Origin of the sequence: Marinimicrobium locisalis, from assembly GCF_039822625.1 — a bacterium.
GTDB lineage: Bacteria > Pseudomonadota > Gammaproteobacteria > Pseudomonadales > Cellvibrionaceae > Marinimicrobium > Marinimicrobium locisalis.
Window position 1 is genome coordinate 1 of record NZ_JBDLLG010000005.1, and the last position, 17,530, is coordinate 17,530.

At 57.8% G+C, this 17,530-nt stretch carries 18 protein-coding genes; 6 read left to right on the top strand and 12 right to left on the bottom strand.

What is annotated here, in order from left to right:
- Window positions 1-21: 21 nt before the first annotated feature.
- From AAE514_RS04660 to AAE514_RS04670, 3 genes are read left to right on the top strand one after another with little or no spacing between them, the layout of a single operon-like run.
- Complete coding sequence (locus tag AAE514_RS04660) at window positions 22-723, top strand: DUF4062 domain-containing protein (protein ID WP_347330351.1); 702 nt, start codon at window positions 22-24, stop codon at window positions 721-723.
- Window positions 724-783: 60 nt separating this feature from the next.
- Window positions 784-1,362, top strand: coding sequence for a hypothetical protein (locus AAE514_RS04665; RefSeq protein ID WP_347330352.1), 579 nt, complete (start codon window positions 784-786; stop codon window positions 1,360-1,362).
- Complete coding sequence (locus AAE514_RS04670) at window positions 1,359-1,544, top strand: hypothetical protein (RefSeq protein ID WP_347330353.1); 186 nt, start codon at window positions 1,359-1,361, stop codon at window positions 1,542-1,544. Before AAE514_RS04665 ends, AAE514_RS04670 begins: the two co-directional genes overlap by 4 nt.
- A gap of 172 nt (window positions 1,545-1,716) precedes the next feature.
- Here the strand turns inward: AAE514_RS04670 and AAE514_RS04675 are convergent, their stop codons facing one another.
- Complete coding sequence (locus AAE514_RS04675; protein ID WP_347330354.1) at window positions 1,717-2,007, bottom strand: type II toxin-antitoxin system RelE/ParE family toxin; 291 nt, start codon at window positions 2,005-2,007, stop codon at window positions 1,717-1,719.
- Entirely contained in the window at window positions 2,000-2,221 is a 222-nt protein-coding gene (locus AAE514_RS04680; protein ID WP_347330355.1) for a TA system antitoxin ParD family protein, read from the bottom strand. The genes AAE514_RS04675 and AAE514_RS04680 overlap by 8 nt, the downstream gene beginning before the upstream one ends.
- Before the next feature lie 407 nt (window positions 2,222-2,628).
- Between AAE514_RS04680 and AAE514_RS04685 the strand changes: the two genes are divergently transcribed.
- Window positions 2,629-2,940, top strand: coding sequence for a c-type cytochrome (locus tag AAE514_RS04685; protein WP_347330356.1), 312 nt, complete (start codon window positions 2,629-2,631; stop codon window positions 2,938-2,940).
- A gap of 73 nt (window positions 2,941-3,013) precedes the next feature.
- Here the strand turns inward: AAE514_RS04685 and tatA are convergent, their stop codons facing one another.
- The 7 genes from tatA to nosR all read right to left on the bottom strand — a co-directional run bounded on the left by tatA (window position 3,014) and on the right by nosR (window position 11,041).
- Window positions 3,014-3,196: a twin-arginine translocase TatA/TatE family subunit gene (gene tatA / locus AAE514_RS04690; protein ID WP_347330357.1), complete on the bottom strand. Its 183-nt coding sequence runs from the start codon at window positions 3,194-3,196 to the stop codon at window positions 3,014-3,016.
- 33 nt (window positions 3,197-3,229) lie between these two features.
- Window positions 3,230-3,775: a nitrous oxide reductase accessory protein NosL gene (locus AAE514_RS04695; RefSeq protein ID WP_347330358.1), complete on the bottom strand. Its 546-nt coding sequence runs from the start codon at window positions 3,773-3,775 to the stop codon at window positions 3,230-3,232.
- 41 nt (window positions 3,776-3,816) lie between these two features.
- A complete protein-coding gene (locus tag AAE514_RS04700; RefSeq protein ID WP_347330359.1) occupies window positions 3,817-4,647 on the bottom strand; it encodes an ABC transporter permease in 831 nt (276 codons plus the stop codon).
- Complete coding sequence (locus AAE514_RS04705) at window positions 4,644-5,573, bottom strand: ABC transporter ATP-binding protein (RefSeq protein ID WP_347330360.1); 930 nt, start codon at window positions 5,571-5,573, stop codon at window positions 4,644-4,646. The genes AAE514_RS04700 and AAE514_RS04705 overlap by 4 nt, the downstream gene beginning before the upstream one ends.
- Window positions 5,570-6,835 (bottom strand): nitrous oxide reductase family maturation protein NosD, encoded by a 1,266-nt coding sequence (locus AAE514_RS04710; protein WP_347330496.1) that lies wholly within the window; start codon window positions 6,833-6,835, stop codon window positions 5,570-5,572. The genes AAE514_RS04705 and AAE514_RS04710 overlap by 4 nt, the downstream gene beginning before the upstream one ends.
- Window positions 6,836-6,955: 120 nt before the next feature.
- Window positions 6,956-8,863, bottom strand: coding sequence for a TAT-dependent nitrous-oxide reductase (nosZ, locus tag AAE514_RS04715; protein WP_347330361.1), 1,908 nt, complete (start codon window positions 8,861-8,863; stop codon window positions 6,956-6,958).
- A 75-nt stretch (window positions 8,864-8,938) separates the two neighbouring features.
- Entirely contained in the window at window positions 8,939-11,041 is a 2,103-nt protein-coding gene (gene nosR, locus AAE514_RS04720; protein WP_347330362.1) for a transcriptional regulator NosR, read from the bottom strand.
- A gap of 693 nt (window positions 11,042-11,734) precedes the next feature.
- Between nosR and AAE514_RS04725 the strand changes: the two genes are divergently transcribed.
- Together AAE514_RS04725 and AAE514_RS04730 are read left to right on the top strand one after the other, a co-directional pair.
- Entirely contained in the window at window positions 11,735-13,387 is a 1,653-nt protein-coding gene (locus tag AAE514_RS04725; protein WP_347330363.1) for a DUF5666 domain-containing protein, read from the top strand.
- Between the two features lie 173 nt (window positions 13,388-13,560).
- Window positions 13,561-15,264 carry a S8 family serine peptidase gene (locus AAE514_RS04730; protein WP_347330364.1) on the top strand — a complete coding sequence of 568 codons (1,704 nt, stop codon included), beginning with the start codon at window positions 13,561-13,563 and terminating at the stop codon, window positions 15,262-15,264.
- Here the strand turns inward: AAE514_RS04730 and AAE514_RS04735 are convergent.
- Genes AAE514_RS04735 through AAE514_RS04745 form a run of 3 tightly spaced genes read right to left on the bottom strand, consistent with a single transcriptional unit; the run spans window position 15,256 to window position 17,491 of the window.
- Complete coding sequence (locus AAE514_RS04735) at window positions 15,256-16,224, bottom strand: outer membrane beta-barrel protein (RefSeq protein ID WP_347330365.1); 969 nt, start codon at window positions 16,222-16,224, stop codon at window positions 15,256-15,258. The two genes, AAE514_RS04730 and AAE514_RS04735, sit on opposite strands and share 9 nt — an antisense overlap.
- Window positions 16,225-16,237: 13 nt before the next feature.
- Entirely contained in the window at window positions 16,238-16,942 is a 705-nt protein-coding gene (locus AAE514_RS04740) for an RT0821/Lpp0805 family surface protein (protein ID WP_347330366.1), read from the bottom strand.
- Window positions 16,943-16,993: 51 nt separating this feature from the next.
- On the bottom strand, window positions 16,994-17,491 hold the full coding sequence (locus AAE514_RS04745) for an RNA polymerase sigma factor (RefSeq protein WP_347330367.1): 498 nt from the start codon (window positions 17,489-17,491) through the stop codon (window positions 16,994-16,996).
- Window positions 17,492-17,530: the final 39 nt, after the last annotated feature.

A 17,530-nucleotide genomic window follows, 5' to 3' on the forward strand; every position in this document is an offset into this window, starting at 1 on the left:
ATAACTGGCCGGACTTTTTGATTGAAAAGCGCTCGCATCTTGAAGATGGTGCTGAATAGTTACGATGGAATTAGTTATACGGAGAAAGAGTACGATTACGCCATCGAGAAAGGGAAAGTCGTACTGGCATTCGTGCACGAATCCCCAGGTAATTTTCCCGCCAAAGTTCTTGATGAAGACCCGCAATTGAGGGAAAAGTTAGATGCCTTTCGGGGTAAGGCATCTAACGGGCGCGTCGTAAAATTTTGGAACAACAAGGATCAGCTTGGTTATCAAGCTATGACAAGTCTCCATCAAGCTGTGGACAATTACCCAGCTGTGGGCTGGGTGCGTGGAGACTTCCAGAACAACCAAGAGGTGAGTCAAGAATTTCGCCGTGCCGAAGGGGAGCTCTTTCACCTCAAGCATGAAGTAAATGATCTTCGCCAAAAAATGATCGAATACGAGAGCCTAATCTACTCGCAGTTCATGGAGAAGACCAAGCCTGCTACACAGGCAGAGATCAACACGTGGGTTGAGGGCGCAAAAGATAACTATGACAATGTGAACGTTAGAATGATGCATAACGTGAGATACGCGGATCAAGACTTTATTCTTCCGTCCCTGTATGGCGCTAATTCTGTATCGGTAATTGTTGAAAAAGGCGCCAAGGTTTGCAGAGCAAGAAACGGTGGCCATTCCGAAGTGATGTATATGGACGGATTCCGGAAAGATGGAATTTAACAAGGCCAGTCACAGCGACGGCTTTTCCGTTGCGGCTGCGCCTCCACTACAAAGTCGCGCGTGCTGGCGGCGTTCACTACTCAATATGGAGGATGTAGTATTTTTCCAAAAAGGCAAGATCACATTGGAACCGAAGAGAAGTTTTCGGTGTTCCGAGAGGTTACGTATGAAACTGTGATGGAACAGTTTTCTGAGATTAACGCAAAAGGGATAACATTGAGGGACGCCCTAACCGCAGACTCCTGGAAGGCAATTGAGCAAGGGCCATCAAGGATAGAAAGAGGCTCCTGGAATTGGGTTCAGGAGTTTCCTTACTACCAGAACCGGCCGAATAGATTTGAAATATCACTCTCTAAAGGCGGAGTTCTTGGTGCTCTTTGCTATGGGCAAACATCCAAGCATGGCACTAAAGTCAGGATGAACCTAATTGAGTCTACGCCTATGCGTCCTACACCGCTTGGAATGCGAGCCCTACCCATTCTTTCCTATGCAGCAGCTGTATTTGCAGATATTGTCGGCGCAGATGAGCTATGGGTATTAGACCCAGACCCGGATTTGGAAGGCCTGTACATGAACGAAGGCTTTGGTTCTCGAACTATCTATCACGGAAAACGTGTTGGGCAAAGGAGGGTATTGTGATACCAGATCCGAATACTCCTGAAGGCAGGGAGGAAATTGCCAGGAGAGCCAAAAAAAGGCTCAAGGAGATCCGAGACATAAAGGATCGTGCTAAAGGAAACCCCGATGAAGAGCCATCGGGAAAACTAACCAATCCCAATGACATTGATCGCGTTAAAGACCGGAGGAAAGGAAATGATTAAAGCTGTATCGGAGAAGGATTAACTCAAGCAGAAAATCAAGAATAATTCGTCGAAAATCGCACAAAAAGCGAAGGGCATTGAGGTTGCAATTAAAGCAAAGAACCAAAAACGTAGTTAACAATGCGTGGCGGGACGCTCGTAAACTCGCGCCCTTGCACGCGGCGTTACAACGTCATTCCTTCCGCTTTAGGTCGCGGTAGAAGTTTTCGTGTATGCCTAGGGCCATCAGTTCAAGGACAAGGGCCCCATCATCAAAACTGTAACCCAGTAGAGTCAATTGCTTGTTCATCTTGAACTTATGGACTCGCAGAAAGGCCAGCTCTCCTTTCTTCTGCTCGCCAATGTTTGGGTTGACCATTAGGTCCTTAACGGCTAAATCGAGGCCTTTTTTCTGGTTGGGCTTGAGCTTCTTCACCGCTTTTTTGAATGTAGGGGTCTGGAATACACTGGCGGCCTTAACCAAAATCGTAGGCCTCCAGCTTTCCGGCGTCTCGCTCGGCCTGCGCGATGATGGCTTGCCTTACAAACTCATAGGGTAAATCCGGGTTGTCTTCCATCATCTCGCCGATTTTTGCCCAATGTTCTATTTGCTTGGGCGGAGTTCGATTAAGCGCTTTGGCTATACTAGTGGCTCTTTCAATAAGGTTTTGATCTAAACGAATGCTGTTCGTGGCCATTTGAACCTCCTAAGTTGAGTTTCTTAAATTGTAGCGAGATGCCACATTCGAAGCAAGTTGTAACAAGGCGCGGTTGTCGGACAGTTTTTCCGCTGGTGCTACAAAGCAGCCGCAAAGCGCGGCGTTGGCCCTGAGGCGTATGAGGAAGAAAACCTCGCTAAGTCGAGTGTCTAGTTTTGCTGGTAGGGATCACGCAAGATCTGGGGGTTTTTATTCCATGCCCCGCCCCAGGAGCCGCATAAGCGTCGGGATATCCCCGGCGCGCTCAATGTGGCCTATGCAGGTACTCCAAAAGGCGTAATTGGAAAGTTTTCAGTGACACGCTTGATAATAATCAACCACGCTCTAGCTCAATCTACTACAATGGCAGCTAAGTTAAGAATCCCCTGTTTGCTGAAGGCTCCGTTATGAAAAAAGTACTCCTTTCGCTGTGCGCCCTGGGTAGCGTGTTTGTGCAACCTGCGCTGGCTCAAGATGCCGAAAAACTGTTCCAAGGCAAGGCCTGTGCGGCCTGTCACTCCATGGACACCAAGATGGTGGGTCCGGCCATCAAAGAAATTGCGGCAAAGTATGCGGGCGAAGACGATGCCTCAGGGATACTGGCGAACAGCATCAAGAACGGCAGCAAAGGCAAGTGGGGCCAAATGCCCATGCCCGCCAACAACGTGACCGAGGAAGAAGCAAAAGCCCTCGCCGAGTGGATATTGGAAAAAGGCTAACAATAACCGCTTGCGCCATTGCCTGCTCCCCTTTTAGGGGCCGGCGGTGGCGCTTTCAAGCCCCGCCGGTTTATCAGTGTTTTAGATCCTGCTCGACCTTTTCCGCCTGTGTTAAATCGCCGTCCTTCACGGACTTGCGAAAGCCACTGATGGCGCTACCCAGGTCAGACCCTAGCCCCCGCAAACGCTTGGTGCCGAACAGCATTATCACAATTAGAAGCACGATCAAAAGTTGCCAGATACTGATGCCCATCATTTTAGTCACCTCTCTTAAGGTTAACCCCACGGCTTAATGCCCCGGGTGTGCCGCCTCGCCCGCCGCTCGGTTTGTGGCGCGCTGCTGAAGTAGCGCCTGATCAATCTGCTCGAAGCGTAAAACCCGACCATTATGCTCGTCAGCCAATGCCCGGGCCGCCTGTTCTTCGGAAAAAGTGGCTAGCACGACGCCCATGGCGCCTTTAAGCCCGGTGCCGGCGACGTACCAGGCGCTGGTGGCATCAATCAGATGTTCATCATCGGGGCTGTTCCAATCGCTGCGGCCCATGTCGTGAACATAAAGCTTGGCGCCCAGGTTCTGGTTTTCCGGCTGCAGCCACCAACCCAGCATTTCCGCGGTGGAGCAAAACTTGCGCGTTTTCGTCGGCGCCACGGCCTGCCCCTTGGGGCCGGGAAACCGGGTAATGACCATGCCGCAAACGTGGCACTCATCGCTGGCGTGGAAGGCCACCGGTTCGAGTGCGCCGAGCTCCTGTTCGGCTTTGCCACAGGCGGCCAGCCCCAGAACAATTGCCACCCCTATCAAAGCGCGAACGCTCTTTGAGAAAACGTTATTCATAACTTCACCGCTCCGCGCTAACACCATTGCGAACCCCACACTCACGCCAAACGTCTACGGAAAAGCCAGTAGGCCAATGAAAGCGATACCCCGATCCATGCCAGGAGACAGAGCCACAGCCCAAACTCCGACACCGGTAGATCACTGCCCAGGGAGAGCACGCCCAAGGCTTCGCCCCCGCCGGCAAAACCCATCATGTTGATCAGTCGATACACATCGGTTGGGTTCAGCAACAGCAACCAAGGCAGTAAATCCGGGTTGAACTGCCCTTCGCTAAGCACCAACAGGGCCAGTAAAACCAGATCGAAGACCAGCACGAACAGGAACCACACACCCAGCGCCAACCCGGCGGCCGTGGATTTTTCGCCGGCTTTGCTACTGAGCACGTAGGCCAGGGCCAAAAATACCCACCCCAGCAGCGTCGAGGAAAGCATAAAACGGCCGAATGCCCACAGAAGCAGACTGGTTTCAACACCCTCAACCAAGACTGCAATGGCGACCGCCGCGCTCCCAAAGCCAATGAGCGTCGCCAGCGCGAGGATCACGCCGTGACCGACAAACTTACCCAAAAGAATCTGCCCCCGCCCCAAGGGGTAGGTTAGCAATAACATCAGGGTACCGGCTTCCTCTTCACCCACAATAGCGTCGTAGGCCAGGAGCAAGGCAATCAGCGGCATCAAAAAGGTCGCGAGGCTGGCTAGGCTGGCGACGGTTGCCGGAACCGAGGTGAACCCCACCTGGCCCGATGCCACCGCCCCCAACCAGGCAATACCCACGGCCAACACGGCAAACAACAAGCTGATGGCCACCAGCCACCGGTTGCGCAGTCCGTCGCTGATTTCCTTTCGGGCAATATTCCAAATCTGGCTCATGAGCTGACCCCCACGACCGCTGACGCTCCAGTGGGCCTATCCATATAGTAGCGATAGAGGTCCTCAAGAGAGGGCTGTTGGATCTCGATATCGCCTATCGCGCCGTCCCCGAGAACCTGACGCAGAAGCGCCAGCTTGTGACCATTCACAGCATCAATCTCAATGGCATTATCGCCCCGGGCGCGTGCCGCATGGCCTTCATTGTGCAGCCGCTGCAACCAGAGCTCGGGCTCGCCCAGCCCGGTGACCCGAATATGGACCGGTAGCGCCGCCTCTTCCCGCAAATGGGCCAAGCTCCCCACCGCTTGTAATCGTCCGTTCGCCAGAATAGCAGCCCGGCCGATGTGCGCCTCCACCCCCGGCAACACATGAGAGCAAATAATAATACTGGTGCCTTTTTGGCGCAGACGGTCAATCAGCGAGTAAAGGTCCTGGGTCGCCATGGGGTCAAGACCGACGGTCGGCTCGTCGAGCAGTAGCAACCGAGGTTCCCCCAGCAACGCTTGGGCCAGCCCCAGACGTTGGCGCATACCCTTGGAATAGGTTTTAACCCGACGGCCGGCGGCCGAGGCGAGCCCCACCTGTTCCAGCAACTCATCTACCTGTTGCGCCGGCGCTCCCTTAAGCCGGGCGAAATGGCGCAAGGTCTCCCGTCCGCTTAGCTGCGGGTAGAAGGTGACGTTCTCCGGTAAATAACCAAGCTGACGACGCACAGCGGCGTCGTTCGGTTTCCGCCCCAGCACACTCACCTGACCCTCGGTCGGATTCAATAGCCCGAGAATAAGCTTCATGCTGGTGGTCTTGCCCGCGCCGTTATGGCCGAATAAGCCCAGGACCTCCCCTTCCCCCAAATTCAAGTTCAAGTTCTCCAGCACCGTCATTCGGCCATAGCGCTGGCTAACATTCTGGATTTCCACAGCATTCATGAGGCGGGCCCCGCGGATTGCTTCATCAGGTTTTCAGTGGGTAGGCGCATCAAGGGATGGGTGTCTTTTACCCCCGGGGATTTGATTACCGGAAAGGCGCGCTGAACCCAGCGCAGCACCTGTATGGCCGGGCTGTTCATCAACAGCCGCGCCTGGGGGTACAACCATAGCATGCGGTCGACGTTATCATTGGGCTCGTAGGGCACATCCCCGATGCCATCGCCGTCTCGGTCCCAGCCCAGGTAATCACTCCAATAATTGCCACGCCCATCCACCGACCACTCCTGGGTACGCGTTGCCACATATTTGACCTGCTGCTGGTTCTTAACGAAGGCATTGCCAGAGATGCGGTTGTCCTCCGAGCCGGCGGTCAGGTGAATGCCCAGGGTGCTGTGCTCAAAATGATTGTTCTCGATGACGTTGGCCACCGAATTGTAGATAAAAAGCGCCTTGCCTTCGGCTCCCGGCGAGGTGCTAGCGGCCGCTGAGTTGTGGCTCACCGCGCTGACGATGTTGTTTCTTATGGTGGAGTACGTAATGTAATTCATCAAAATACCGTAGTTCTCATCCTGATCGGACCGGTTACCGGTCACCGTCAGGTTGCGGCTTTGCATCAGCGCATAGCCGGTGCGGGTACGACGGGTGACGTTGCCAATCACCTGATTATCATGAGAGAACATATAATGTATGCCGTAACGCAAATCTTCCAGCGCATTCCCTTCAAGATGGTTGCCGTGGGAGTTTTCAATATAAAGGCCATCACGAGTATGGCGCACCTCGTTGTCGATGATTCTCGCTCCGCTCACGGAAAAAAGATGGATGCCATTACCACGGTCCTGGGAGCGAACACGGGTGTCACCCACAATGGTGTTGGCTATAATACGGATATCCCTTGCACCATCCGCCCAGATACCAAAGCCTGGCCCCTGCAGATGGTTGTCCTTCAAGAGCGCGCCCTCGGCATCGGGCCGGATAAATATGCCCGAATCCATCGCCGTTAGATTCCGCCCCCAGGCTTTAAGCGTGCAGCCTTCGACTGTCACGTTTGGGGCTTTGATATCGAGCCCGTGCCCCTGTCCCTGCGCGTGAAGAACGGAACCTTCCTCGCAGCGGATGTGCACCGACTCACTAATGGAAAACTGACCACGGTACTCCCCGGCGGGAAGCACCCAACGGTTATCCCCCTCTGACTGAAGGGGCAAATCGGTGATATCCCGCGCCGCCTGAGCGACGCCGGAAAAAAACAGTAGCAACAGGATCACTAGCAATGGCCGGGACCCTTTATGCCTAAATACCAACACTCACTCTACCTTTTCATGGCCATTATTGAAGGGACCCAGCCTCCCTACCAGGCCCCATACTGACTGTTCCTGCCCGACAAATTACGCCGGTTCTACCAGCATCCGGCCGACCATTTCCATGTGCAGCGCATGGCAGAACCAGCTGCAGTAGTACCAGTGCATGCCGGGCTTATCGGCCACAAAGGTGATGGACGACGTCTGCTGGGGACTGATTTCCATACTGACACCGTGGTTGGTCATGACAAAGCCGTGGGAGACGTCCTCCACCTGATCAAGGTTGGTAACCGTCACGGTGACTTCGTCGCCCTGCTTCACGTTGAACTCTGTAAGGCCAAAAGAGGGCGCTATTGAGGTCATGTACACCCGCACCTTATTACCGTCGCGGATAACCTTGTTGTCGCTTTCCAGGTTGATTTTGTCTTTCTTGGCCCTTTCCACGGTGCTGGCAAAGAACGGATCGTTCCGGTCCCAGATTTTTTTGGTTCTGATCTGATCCCGACGCGCCAATATGCAGTCGTGAGGCTCGGCATAGGTCGGGCCGTCGTGGACGAGCTTCATTTCATCGCCGGAAATGTCGATCAGCTGGTCATTTTCAGGGTGCAGCGGTCCGGTGGGAAGGAAACGGTCCTTGGAGAACTTGCTAAGTACCACCAGCCACTGGCCGTCCGCATCGCTGGTTTCGGTCAAGGAGGCGTGAGTATGCCCCGGCTGGTAGTGCACATCCAGCTTCTGCTTGATGTAGTTGACCTTCTCACCGTTGTAGGCACGGATGGCCTCGGCAATGTTCCACTTCACGATCTGGCTATCCAGGAAGAGCGTGGTGTAGCCGTTACCCCGGCCATCGTAGGTGGTGTGAAGCGGCCCCAGGCCCAACTCCGGCTCCGCCACAACCGCCGCGCGGGGATCTTCAAGACTACCATCGAACAGTTCGTCCAACTTGTCAATTTGGATAACCGAAACCGTCGGTGACAGCTTACCGGCGGCAATAAAGTACTTTCCGTCCGGAGAGGTGTTCAAGCCGTGGGGATTTTTCGGAACCGGGATGTAACGCGTGAAATCCGAGCCCTTACGTCCGTCTACGACCGGGACGTCGGAGCCGGCCAAGGTAGAGAACTTGCCCTCCTTCACCGCTTTCTCTATACGCTCAATATTGAACACTACGACCCAGTCGCGCTCGTTGCGCATCATGCCACCCAGGTCGGTGGCGTCTTCCGAGTTATAACAGGTAGAAGCAGCGTATTTTCCGGTATAGTCAGCATCCACATTGTCCAGGTTGCCATCGACAATGACCTGGAACGCCATTTCCATTTTTTCGGCATCAATGACGTTAAACATCGTGTAGCTGTTTTTGTCCTTCAGGTCATAGTTGGAGCCGTCATTCGGGTGCGGAATCACGAACTCGGCATTGGCAAACACATACTTGGTATGAGGCACTTTCTGCAGGCGCAGGCCGTGAATGGCTTGGACACTGGGCACGGTCAGCATCTTGTCACACTTCATGATATCGAGACGGATGCGGGCCACCCGGGTGTTGGCCTTGTCGTTAATGAACAGGTACTTCCCGTCGTACTTGCCGTCGGTCATGGAAATGTGCGGGTGGTGGCAGTCGCCGTTAAGGTATTTGGCGCTCTCGCCCATAATTTCCCGACTTTCATTGGTGAGGCCCCAGCCACTGGCGGAGTCAACGTTGAACACCGGAATACGCATCAGCTCGCGCATGGAGGGTACCCCCATCACGCGCACTTCACCCTGGTGCCCGCCACTCCAGAAACCGTAGTACTCATCCAGCTCGCCGGGTTCGACATGGATTTTGGCCCTGGATTCACTCACGGCCTCCGCCCAGGACTCACGGCTCATTACCGCCCCACCGAGCGTCGCAGCGCCCATCAAGGTGGCGCTTCCCACGGCGGTGGCCCCCAGAAAACCACGGCGGCTCAAGCCCGCCTTGTCTAGGTCATTCGAGGTGTTCTTTACATCTTTCTTACTCATGAGCTCTGCTCCTATTGTGACAACTATTTGTAAAAGCCATTCAACGACTCTGGCCGGTCTTTGCGTTTATCAGTGTCAGGGTTCCGCTATCTGCACGACAGGAATGTACTCGTTGGGCGCCTTTTTCTTGCCCTTGGCCCGTCGCTTTTTCTTGTTCACCAGCGGCGGACATTTGTTGTCGTTGTGATAGGTCATTTGGCAGTCCAGGCAATAGTGGCACTCGTTCGCATTAATCCGGCCATCGGGATGAATCGCTTGAATTTCGCACTCTTTTGCACAGAGCTGGCAGGGGTCGCCACACTCTTTACGGCGTTTGAGCCAGTCGAACAACCTAAACTTGCTCGGTATCGCCAGCGCCGCTCCCAGAGGGCAGATATAGCGGCAGTACACCTTTCGAGTGAAGATGCTGATAACCAACCAGAGCGCCGCATAGAGCACAAACCACCACTGGCGGTCGAACTTCATGGTTACCGCGGTCTTGAAAGGTTCCACCTCGGCGGCCTGCTCGGCGGCGGACATGGATTCCAGCGAGATGCCGAACAACACCAGCAGGATGATGTATTTCAGAGCCCACAACCGCTCATGCACGGCGAATGGCAACTCGTACTGAGGCACTTTCAGCTTGCGGGACGCTTCATTGATTAGCTCCTGCATGGCGCCAAAGGGGCACAGCCACCCGCAGAACACCCCGCGCCCCCACAGCAGAATACTGGCCGCGGTAAAAACCCATAAGATGAAGATAACGGGGTCGCTCAGAAACAGGCTCCAGCGAAAGTCCTGAAACAGCGAGTGGGCGAAGGTCAGCACGTTAACCACAGACAGTTGCCCAAGGGCGTACCAGCCTATAAACACCACTGTAAAAATCAGGTAGCCACGACGCAGCCAGTGCAAAAATTTCGGCCGACGGGTGAATGTATCCTGTAGGAACAGAATCACCGTGAGCAACAGCAGTGCAACAACGATCACGCCGATTTGAAAGCTCTTCTGGTACCAGATATTGACCCACAGGGGACGATTGGCTTCTTCGGCCGCCGCAATTTCCTCCGCGGTGGGTTCGGGCCGTTCAATGTATTGCTCCGGCATCTGATAGGGAAGCTCGAAGCTTGTAAAGATGCTGCTGACCGGGCCGGTCTGACGGCGCACCAGTAACTCCAACGTCCAGGGCGAACCGGGGTCAAACTGGTAGTGTTCACGAACGATAAAGATCGCCATCTCATCAAAGTCGGGCATTCCCTCGGCGTAGACATCCGACAGCCGCTCGTAATCACGGTCCCGGAAACTAATGCTTTCGCCAAACTGGCGCAGCTGCACCCGGTCGAAAATGCCGCCTCGAACATAGCCCGAACCTTTGAACGAATACTCCCCCCGACCAAATACTCCAATGGCATGTTCGCCGGGCTCGAGATCTTCCATCAGAAAACGGTACTGGTTTTCGCCCAACAAGTTTCGCCCGATGGTCGGGGGGTTAAGGTGGGTGGCGTAGAGGTCGATAAAAGTTTCATCCACCTCCTGCGGCCCGGCTTCGTCCACGCCTTCCGCCTCGGTCCCCTCGAACGCCTTATCCACTTCACCACGGGTCAGGCGCAGCCGGCGCACGGCGCCATTACCGGTCAACTTCGCCCAGTCCGCCGGCTCGTAAACCTCCTCGCGCACCCTGGCCGGCTTCTGCGCCGTAGCCGCTTGGGCATCAATCAGCCCCAAGGAAACCGCCACTTCGTGCGCCGCCCGCATGACGATTTCGTTAATGACCATGACGGTGACGGTCGCTCCGCTGACCGCATCGACGGTAACCGCGTTGGCGTCTCTGGAGCGGCCCACGACTACCCGCTGGTTAACACCGATGCCTTCGTACTTAGCATTGAAGTCATGCAACTTCTGCTCGGGAATGCCGATCAGCAGAATGGGCTCATGGTGTTCTAGCACATAGGCATCCTGAATCACCGCTTCGGTGTCGAGAATGATGTGCATATTGACTGGTTTGCCGGAGTAGGCGGGGATATTCACCACGTTCAAGCTCTGGAACGCATAGCCCAGCACCTCCTCCCCGGCCGCAATGGTGCGCACGCCGTAGTCCCCTTTCGGCTCGGAGACTGTATCGGCCTCAGGGAAGACACGGTCAATGCGCGCCTGGGCAAGTTCGGCGTGCGGTTGCGCTCCCGGGCTCTCGGCAGCTTGCACTCCCGACACCACCCCCATGAACAAGGCCGGCAAAAACAGGACAATACATAGCCCAAGGTGGCGTGCGGAACTTGAAGGGATCCAACAGCTCTTCATCAAAAACCGATCTCAACTATGGAGGAGAGAAGAAGAGAGTCTCGCTACAGTCGAAGTGCGTCCATATAGAACAACGGCAGATCATGGACTCATGATTGGGAAAATTATCGCACTCTTTTTTAGGCGGTGGATACCACTGGGAGCGAGGCGCTAGAGGTACCCCCGAGTGGGTAACCTCCTGTTTTACTTGGCTTTCCCGCGGCCCCGGCCAGCTCCCTTGTGATCCGTCCACACTCGTCCCGGGACGCCAAGCCTTTTGCCTCCTTGCCCAAGGGACGACGTTCCGCCCTCCACCAACGCGGCGACCCTACCCCGCCCTATACCTCTCCCGCGAGCTTGTCGCCCTGGTTGCCCGCCCGGGCCCGGATACCTACCACCCTCGCACAACGCTGAGCGGCCCTATTTGCCCCCCGCCTGTGAGCCCTCCCATTTCGAAGCCGTCCGCAGGCCAGGAAACGACCGTGGCGGTGAAATCAAAAAAATTTAGTAGAAGGGGGAATAAAACGTCGCCTGGATCGTTGTCGCTTATGAAACACACAAAAAGGCGGCGCTTTGTCGCCTTAGCAACACGATCAATCATCAAGAAGAGGTCTCGCCATGAAACATCTAAAGAAAAGCGTACTGGCCACATCCATCGCCATGATTATGACCGGCTGCGGTGGCAGCAGCGGTGATTCTGATCCGAACACCGACAGTCCGGACCAAACCGACTCGAGCTCCAAGGTGAGCTCCTCCGGGGTGATTACCGGCTTCGGCAGCATCTACGTGAACGGCGTCCGCTACGACACCGCCAGCGCGGAAGTCGAGTTTGAGGGCAAAGGCCGCATGAGCGAAGACGACCTGCGCCTGGGCATGCGGGTGGAGATTGAAGCTGCCCAAGAGGGGGAAGGCCGTCGCGCCACTCGCGTGGTGTTCGATAAAGACCTGAAGGGCCCGGTCAGCACCGTGACGCCCGACGCGGAAGATCCCACCCTAGGCACCCTGGTGGTGTTGGGCCAGAGCGTGACCGTGGATGCGAACACCGTTGTAGGCAGCGGCGTCACCGATGCCAACATGGATGGCCGTATCGACCTGAACGACCTGAGCAGCAGCGAAGGGCGCGTCGTGGTTGAGGTGAGCGGCTTTCCCACAGACGCCGGCTTTGTTGCCACCCGCCTGGAGCGGCTCAACGGCGGTGACGACAGTGATGAGAACGAGGCGGAAGTCAAAGGCGTGGTGGCCGAGCTGGACACCGCCAACGGCACCTTTATGGTTCGCGGGCTGGAAGTCCACTACGACCTGACCGCCTTGGAGGATGACCTGGAAGAAGGTCAGCTTAGCGAGGGTTGGTTCGTGGAAGTCGAAGGTGAAGTCCAGGCGGACGGCAGCTTACAGGCCACCAAGATCGAGCGCGAAGACGACCGTTGGGAGGAAGACGACGAACGCGAAGGTGAGTTCGAAGTCGAGGGCATTGTTCAAGCCGTCGATACCGACAGCACCCCCAACAGCGTCACCATCAACGGCGCCGTGATCCCCATGGCCGACGCCAGCGTGCTCGTCGGTCTGGTCGGCACCAAGGTCGAATTGGAAGGCTCGTTCAATGCCGAAGGTCAGCTGGAAATCGACGCCGACGATGACGGCATCAAGCGGGAATGGACCAACAATGTGGAGGTCTCCGACCGGGTCGAAACCGTGGGCGCCACCAGCTTCACCACCCGCATGGGCGTCACCGTCACCCCCACGGGCCTGAGCCGGGTGGAAGACGATAACGACGAGGATGGCGACCACCTGAAGCCGGAAGAGTTTATGGCCCGCCTGCAAGCCGGCGATGCCATTGAGGCCCGGGGCTACCTCGCTGAAGACGGCACTCTCACCTGGAGCCGGATTGAGCGCGACGACGATGATGGCGACCAAGCGTGCTCACTGCGCGCACCGGTAGAGGCGGGCAGCATTGATGTCTCCACCGGCACCTTCACCATGCTCGGGGTCACCATCGATACCGCCAGCATTCTGGACGACGGCGCCTTCGGTGGTGACGACGACAGCAGCCTCGGCCGAGTGGAATTCTTCAGCACTCTGAGCGCCGGCGCAGTGGTCGAAGCCGAGGGTAATGAAGAAGATGCGGCCGCCTGCTCAGACGGCCTGCTAGTGGCCGCGGAAGCTGAGTTCGAGTCCGATGACGAGGTGAACACCACCTACGACCGGGACGAGGATGACGCCGACGAGGAAGAAGAGACCGAAGAGAACGAGCAGGACGGCACTGAAGCTTAAGAGGTAAGCTGTCGTAGTCCAGACCGGGCCCCAGGGAAAGGCCCGGTTGTTCGCTGCAATTGCCAAAGGGATTTCCCTTGATCTATTCTGTCTTGTAGTCTGACCTGTGTTTCACACCTGCGGTAACTACCCACCCCCAACTAGGGTATTGCCCTGACTCCGAGCCACTAGCCATGTCCCCCAACGGTTTCCCTCCCTACACACGACTGCTGCTTACGGGCCTAATGGGGCTTTTGCTGAGCACGGCCGAAGCGGCGCATGCCGAATCACCTTTTTCCGGAGTCACCGGCTTGCCGGCCCCGACCCTGTACCTGGCGCAACGGGGCGATGACGACCTTGAGGACCTGAGGGACGATATTGAGGACGAGGTGGAGGACCTGGACGATGAGGTCGAGGATAGAATCGGCGGTGAAGCGGAGGACGAGCTAGAAGACGAGGTGGGCGATGAAATAGAGGATGAGCTCGAGGATCTGGCGGAAGAGGCGGCCGAAAACGCGCTGGACGATGACGCCGAAGACCTGGCGGAGGAGCTAGCCGAAGAGGCCGCCGAGGACGAGCTGGAAAACAGCCTGGAGGATGAGGCCGAGGACCTCGCCGAAGAGCGGGCCGAGGCCGCCGCCGAAGATCGGATGGATGAGGACGAGTTCGAAGATTTGGACGAGGACCTGGAGGACGAGCTCGAGGACGAACTCGATGAAGACCTGGAGCCCGAGAACCTGGAGGAAGGCTTCGACGAGGACGACCGGCTGGCCGAAGCCCTGGAAGAGCGGCTGCTGGATGCGGTGGAAGATGACTTGGACAGCCTCGTCGAGCTCAACACCGGCGATATTATTGTTCGCAATGAAATGCTGGTACTGGCCGACGCGGCGTTGCTGGAGCGGCTGAACCGCCACCCGGCACTCGAGCTTAGGGAGCGACAGCCTCTCTCCGCTCTGGGCACGAGCCTGGGCAGCTTCCGCGTTCGGAGCGACGTGTCACTGAACACCTTGCGGAGCGAACTGCGAGAGACCTACCCGGGGCTCTCCGTGGACTTTAACCACGGTTATGAATTGAATCAGGGCCGGGGGGAGGCCGGCTCGCCGGTTACCTTGTCCTCCCTCTATCGATCCGCTACACCGGGCCGAACACGGACCGCCATCGGCATGCTGGACGGACCGGTGAACACCGGCCACCCCGCCTTTGCGGACGCGCGGCTCGCGCAAAAAGCCTTCGTGCCCTCCCCCTCCGAGCGGGACCGGGCGCATGGCACGGCAGTCGCCTCGCTGCTCGTGGGCCGCACCCCGGCGTGGGAAGGCTTGGTGCCCGAGGCAGAGCTATATGTCGCCTCGGTATTTTCCGAGCAGGCCCGGTATGGCTCCATTGCCACCACCCAGAGCCTGATTACCGCGTTGGATTGGCTGGTGTCCCAGTCGGTGAAGGTGATCAATATCAGCCTCGCCGGCCCCGCCAACCAAACGCTGGAAACGGCGCTGGAGCGAGTTCGAGCCCAGGGCATTCTGCCGGTCGCGGCTGCGGGCAACGCCGGCCCCCTGGCGGACCCACAATACCCGGCCGCCTACCCCACAGTGGTGGCGGTCACGGCTATTAACCGCGAGCAAAGGCTCTACCCCTATGCCGTACGCGGTGATCATTTGGATTTTTCCGCCTATGGCGTGAACCTGAGCGCCGCCTCCGGGAAGCGGGGGTTCGAAGCTGTCACCGGCACCTCCTTCGCCACGCCCGTGGTCACCGCCCTACTGGCCCGCGCTCTGATCGATAGCGGCTCGCCGGAAGCCGCGCTCCAAATGCTGAAGGCGGACACGCTGGACCTGGGCGAGCCCGGAAAGGACCCCCTGTTCGGTCACGGCTTGGCGGGGAAAAGCTGGCTATCAGAGTAATTGCAGGGTAAGACGCGCTTCCACTCGATTATCGGTGTAGTCCACGCTGGCGAGGTTGGAGGTATAGTCCCGGTGCTCGTAGCGCAGCTCCAGTTCCCAGCGGTTCCCCAGAGGGGCTTCCAAACGCGCGCGCCAGCGTTGGCGCTTATCCAGCCGGGCGCCGTCCTCATTGGTGGAATTATCACTGAGGTACTGGCGCTCCTCGTAGCGCCAGTCCAGCTTCAGAGTGGCCCAACGCGGCAGGCGCCGGGTGTACAACAGGCCCAAGCGGTGGGCGTCGTAGTCATAGCGGGGGTTCACTGCGCGCTTGGCGCTGAGGCGATAGTTAGCACTCACATAGTGCGCGGTGCCGTCCAGAAAGTAGTAACCCGCCCACTGAGCCCGAGAATCGTCATTGTTACGCTCGGGCGCCCGCAGCAAATCCGTCTGCTTAAAGGCCAGCTCGCCACGCAGGTATAGCGAGCGGTTGACTAGACCGGAGGCCTGCAATCCAAGCTGGCGATTCTCCAGCAAACGGCTTCCGCCCAGGTAAGCCACGCTGCCATCCACGCGTGTGGTCCAACGCACCGGCCCCCACCGGTGGCTCAAGTTGCCGTAGCCGTAATGCAAGCCCAGGTCATACCTCGGGTGCTCCTCAAAGCGCCGCTGCTCCATAAAGTAACCGGCGCCCAGCCGAGGGCCCGCCTCAAGCGCGTGCTCCACATCCAGGTCGACCGAGCCGACCCAGGCCGAACCAGAGTCCCGGGAGACCGAGTCGAGCTCTTCCACCACCAGGTTGTCTTCATGGCGGGCGCCGGCGGATACCGACAGGTCCACCGTATCCCGCACCTCGCGCCACAACGGGGAAGGTTCTTCTGATGAGGGCCGCTCCGCCCCCTGCGCCAGGGCCGCAGCGCAGAGAAGAGCCAGCAGCGCTGGAGGCAGAGCCAAACAGCGGCGTTGAACGGAAAGTCGTTTCATTCTCTGGCTAATCTCATTCCGGGGAGCGGGCTAACAGAGCAGCTTCTTCCTCGGCACTCAACGGCTCACCGGCCTCTAGCCCTTGCAACACCGCCTCTACTTTCTGAGACGGCCCGGAGGCGGGCTGGTAGCCCTGGACCGGCGGCTGAGTGCGAGAGACCAGTGTCTGCCACTGACCGTCGGTGGACCGGCAGGCCAACCCGGAGAGGGTGTCATCCCCGGTCCGCCCGGCATACTCCCGGCACAGCCGACCATCGGCGGTCTGGTAGCTGGCCAACGGCATTACCTGCCAGCCTTTGTTCGGGTGCTTGCGCCCCTCGCCGCTGGGGGTCTGCTCCAGGGTTTGGTAGACGAAGGTTTGCATAGCCTCGGTGTTGGGCCCGGAACCCGCCGTCCAAAGAAAAACCGCGCCCAAAGCCAGCACCAGGGAGGCCGCCATTGCCCAATGAGACGGAGCCGAATTCATTGGGAAGCGCAACACCCGCGAGCCGCCGGAGCGCTTTGGCGAGCTTGCCGCGCGGCTCAACCGCTGCGGTACCGGCTCATCCAACACGGCATTCAGGCTCGCCTTGACTTGCCCGTCCACCGCCCGCAAACGCGCCAGTGCCTCCCGCGCTTGCGGCTGCGCCGCCAACAGCGCTTCGGCCCGGGCGGTCTCTTCCGGCCCCGCTTCGCCATCGGCGTAAACCATTATCAGTTCAAAATCGGCATCATTCATCGCGGTGTCTCTCTCGGTTAACCTACTGGTCGTGCTCGGTCGGCGCAGGTGCTAATCGTCAGTTGGCCCGAGGTGTTCCTGGACTCGTAGACGCGCTCGGGCCAGACGGCTCATTACGGTGCCCCGGGGAATGCCCAGTTGCTCGGCCACCTCCCGGTAGGAGTAACCTTCAACCACCACCAGCACCATGACCGCTCGCTGCTCCTCGGGTAGTGCCTCCAGGGCCTTCAGCGTATGTTGAAGCAAGTCCTCCTGTTCGGCCCGGTCGGCGCTGCGGGTGTCTTCCCGCTCGGGCATCCCCTCATCATCCAGGCTCACCGGAGCGCGCTTCTCGCGGCGCAGGTGATCGATGCGCTGGGTCTGGATAATACGATACACCCAGGAATCCAACCGCGAGCCAGGCTGCCACTGATGCTCCTTGCTCAGGGCCTTTTCACAGGCTGCCTGCACCAGGTCATCGGCCTCTTCGCGGTTGGCCGTCAGGCCGAGCGCAAACCGCCTCAGGCGCGGCAGCAGAGCCACCAGTTGGGAGCGAAAATCCAATGTCATTCAGGCCTCATATTACAGACAACGTCTCAGGGCGGGTTT